We start from the raw sequence: 3,701 nt of genomic DNA on the forward strand, positions 1-3,701 counted from the left end.
CTCCGGAGCGCTGATCGTCACCGGGGTGCCGTCGGAGGAACCTTCGGTGCAGGCGAGGCCGGCGGTGCCGAGGGCGAACGCCTCGGCGGCCTCCTGCTCGGTCGCGTAGATCGCGATCTCCTCCTGGATGGCGGCGATCCCGTCGGCGTGGTCGATCTGGGTGCCGCCCGACACCTGCGGCGGGACCTGCTGGTCCAGCGGGAGCCCGCTGGGGTCGCACAGCGGGGGGTTGTCCTCGTCGGTGTAGGAACCGACGACGAAGTCGGCGCTGACCTCGGCCGGCGTCAGCAGCGCCGCCTCGACCTGCTCCTGCGTGATGTCGCCGGTCTGGTCCATCGGCGTCACGTCGGTGGGCGGTGCCTCGGTGGTGGCCTCGGTGGTCGGCGCGGTGGTGGCGTCGGTGGGGGTCTCGGTGACCGTCACGGTCTTCGGTTCGTCGGCGTCGTCGGAGTCCTTGTCGCCGCCGCACCCGGCGGCGAAGGAGGTCAGGACGAGCACGGCGGCAGTGGCAGCCGCCTTCTGGAGGGGGGAACGCATGGGCGTGACGCTAGTGGATGGACAGGTCAGTCGAGCGACAACGTGTAGAAAGCGCTGTGCGGATCTGCCTCGTACGACGCGAAGGGCCCGCACGCCACGAAGCCCCGGGAGACGTAGAGCGCACGGGCGGGCGCGAAGAACTCCTGGGTCCCCGTCTCGAGGCTGACCCGCGCGTAGCCCCGTTCGACCGCCGTGGCGAGCAGGTGCTCGAGGAGAGCGCGCGCCACGCCGCGCCGGCGCGCTCCGGCGCGGGTGCGCATCGACTTGATCTCCCCGTGGGTGGGGTCGATCTCCTTGAGCGCGGCGGTGCCGAGCACGACGCCGTCCGCGCGCAGCGTCCAGAAGCTCACGCCCGGGCCCGCCAGCGCGGCCGGGTCCAGCGCGTGCACGCTCTCGGCCGGCGACGCGGCGTACATGTCCGCGAGGTGCTCCTCGAGCAGCCGCACGACGTCCGGCGTGGTGGGGTCCTCGGTCCCGATGATCATGGACCAAAGCCTCCCATCGGCGACGGTGCGCCGTCGCTAGGCTCGGAGCTGTGCAGCAGCCCACCGGTGGGTCCGCGATCGAGGTCGACGGCCTGGTGAAGAGGTTCGGCAGGTTCGCGGCACTCGACGGGCTCGACCTCTCGGTAGCGGCCGGCGAGGTGCACGGGTTCCTCGGTCCCAACGGCGCAGGCAAGTCCACGACCATCCGTGTCCTGCTGGGGCTGCTCAGGGCTGACGCGGGCCGGGTGCGCCTGCTGGGCGGTGATCCGTGGCGGGATGCTCCCGCCCTGCACCGCCGCCTCGCCTACGTGCCCGGTGACGTCAGCCTGTGGCCGAACCTGTCGGGTGGGGAGACGATCGACCTGCTCATCCGGATGCGGCACGGCGACCCGAGGAGCTCACGGCGGGACGAGCTGGTCGAGCGGTTCGCGCTCGATCCCACGAAGAAGGCGCGGGCGTACTCCAAGGGGAACCGGCAGAAGGTCGCGCTGGTGGCGGCGTTAGCGACCGACCCCGAGCTCCTGCTGCTCGACGAGCCGACCTCGGGGCTGGATCCCCTGATGGAGCAGGTGTTCAACGACTGCGTGGGCGAGCACAAGGCGCGGGGCGCATCGGTGCTGCTGTCGAGCCACATCCTCAGCGAGGTCGAGCGGCTCGCGGACCGGGTGACGATCATCCGGGCGGGCCGTGCGGCTGTCGCGGGACTGGCACTGACGGGGACCGGGCCGGGCCTGGAGCAGGTCTTCCTCGACGCCTACCGGCAGCCAGGAGGGCCCGGACCGGGAGTGGCGGCGCGGTGAGCGGCACCCTCGCGGGGACGGTTCTGCTGACTAGGATGGCCCTGCGCCGCGACGCGGTCGCCGCGTCGGTGTCGATCGGCGTGCTCGTGCTGCTCTGCGTCACGTCGGCGGTCGCCACGCCGGGGCTGTACGACGACGAGGGTGCACGGGTCCGTGCCGCCGAGGCCATCAACGCGAGCCCGGCGATCGTGGCGCTCTACGGTCCGGTGCTCGACGTGACGAGCGAGGGTGAGCTCGCGATGAGCAAGATGACGGTCCTCTATGCGGTCTTCGTCGCTGTGCTCTTCGTCGTGCTCGTCCGGCGGCACACCCGCGTCGAGGAGGAGTCCGGCCGGGCCGAGCTCGTCGGCTCCAGCGCCGTCGGCCGGTCGGCGCCCCTTGCCGCAGCGCTGGTCGAGGCGGTCCTGCTCGCGACCCTGCTGGCGCTGCTCGTCGCCGTCGGCAACACCTTGTCGGGGCTGGACGCCCGCGGCTCGGCAGCATTCGGCGCGTTGTGGGCCGGGACGGCGCTGGTCGCCGCCGGCATCGCGGCGGTCGCGGTCCAGGTCGCGGCCAGCGCCCGCAGCTGTGCGGCGTACGCGGCGGCTGCGGTCGGCGCTGCTTTCGTGGTCCGTGCGGCGGGGGACACCGGACCGACCTGGTTGAGCTGGACCTCTCCGCTCGGGTGGAACACCCAGGTCCGGGCGTACGGCGACCCGCGCTGGTGGGTTCTCGGCCTCTACCCGGTGCTGGCGGTCCTTCTCGTGGCGGTCGCCGCTGTGTTGCGACACCGGCGTGACCTCGGGGCAGGTCTGGTGGCCGCGCGACCGGGACCCGTGCGCGGATCCCACCTGCTGTCCGGGCCGCTGTCGCTCGCGCTCGACCTGCACCGGACCGCGCTGCTGCTGTGGACGCTCGCCGTCGGCGCGCTCGGCATCCTCTTCGGGATGATCGCTCCGGGCGTGGGCGACCTGCTCGACACCGGAGCGGCCGCCGAGGTGCTCGATCGGCTGGGCGGGCTCCTGGTCGCGGCCGTGCTGTCGGTCATGGCGGTGGTCATCAGCTACTTCGCAGTGTCGGTCGTCGCGCACGCCGGCACGGACGAGTCGGCTGGGCGCGCCGAGTTGGTGCTCGCTTCAGCGACGTCTCGTGCCCGTGTGCTGGCGGGGACCCTCGTCGTCGCCCTCGGCGGCTCGGCCTGGTTGCTCCTCGTCACCGGCGCGGGGCTCGAGACCGGATACCTCCTGACGGACGGACCGGCCGTCGGCGACCTGGTGACGGCCGCGCTCGCCTGGGTGCCGGCGGTCTGGGTGGTGGCGGCGCTGACGGTCCTCTGCTTCGCCCTGCACGAGAGGTGGACCGCCGTCGGCTGGGCCTGGCCCGCGGTGTTCCTCGTGGTCACCCTCGTGGCCGAGCTGTTCGAGATGCCGGGGTGGGTGGCCGACCTCTCGCCGTACTCCCACGTCCCTCAGGTTCCGGCCGAGCGCTGGGACTGGGGCGCCGAGGGCGGCCTGCTCGTGGTGGCCGCGGCGCTGCTAGGGGTGGCGTGGTTCCGTTTCCGCAGGCGCGACATCGGCTAGCGTCCGTGCCATGTGGCAGCCCGAGCCGGACTGGGTGGAGCTTCCCGGGGGCTCCGGGACGTCCACCCTCGGTGTGTGGCGCACCGCGCTCGGCGGCCGCCCCGTCGTGGTGAAGCGGCTCTCCGCGCCCCAGCCCGGAGACCCCGCGGAGCTCAGCGACCCCGCTCATGTCGGTTACTGGCGACGCGAGGCCGACGTGATCCTCACCGGGATCGCCGACGGCCTGCCGGGCCTGCGGGCGGCGGCAGCCTCGGCCGAGGAGGACGCCGACGGCGTCACCATCGTGCGCGACTGGGTCGAGGACGCGTCGTCGAGCGGGC

At 73.1% G+C, this 3,701-nt stretch carries 3 protein-coding genes and 2 pseudogenes; 3 read left to right on the plus strand and 2 right to left on the minus strand.

What is annotated here, in order from left to right:
* Together H0487_RS22140 and H0487_RS22145 are read right to left on the minus strand one after the other, a co-directional pair.
* Nucleotides 1-537, minus strand: a 537-nt coding sequence (locus H0487_RS22140) for a hypothetical protein (RefSeq protein ID WP_220793690.1), incomplete at its 3' end; no start/stop codon positions are given.
* Between the two features lie 26 nt (nt 538-563).
* Entirely contained in the window at nt 564-1,022 is a 459-nt protein-coding gene (locus tag H0487_RS22145; RefSeq protein ID WP_183096368.1) for a GNAT family N-acetyltransferase, read from the minus strand.
* Between the two features lie 50 nt (nt 1,023-1,072).
* Here H0487_RS22145 and H0487_RS22150 point away from each other — a divergent pair.
* From H0487_RS22150 to H0487_RS22160, 3 genes and pseudogenes are all read left to right on the plus strand, one after another.
* Nucleotides 1,073-1,726 (plus strand): annotated as a pseudogene (locus tag H0487_RS22150) (ABC transporter ATP-binding protein); the annotation flags it as partial.
* A 131-nt stretch (nt 1,727-1,857) separates the two neighbouring features.
* Nucleotides 1,858-3,381, plus strand: a complete 1,524-nt coding sequence (locus H0487_RS22155) for an ABC transporter permease (RefSeq protein ID WP_183096370.1) — start codon at nt 1,858-1,860, stop codon at nt 3,379-3,381.
* Between the two features lie 10 nt (nt 3,382-3,391).
* Nucleotides 3,392-3,701 (plus strand): annotated as a pseudogene (locus tag H0487_RS22160) (phosphotransferase); the annotation flags it as partial.

It is taken from the genome of Nocardioides stalactiti, assembly GCF_014180715.1.
GTDB classification, from domain to species: Bacteria; Actinomycetota; Actinomycetes; order Propionibacteriales; family Nocardioidaceae; genus Nocardioides; species Nocardioides stalactiti.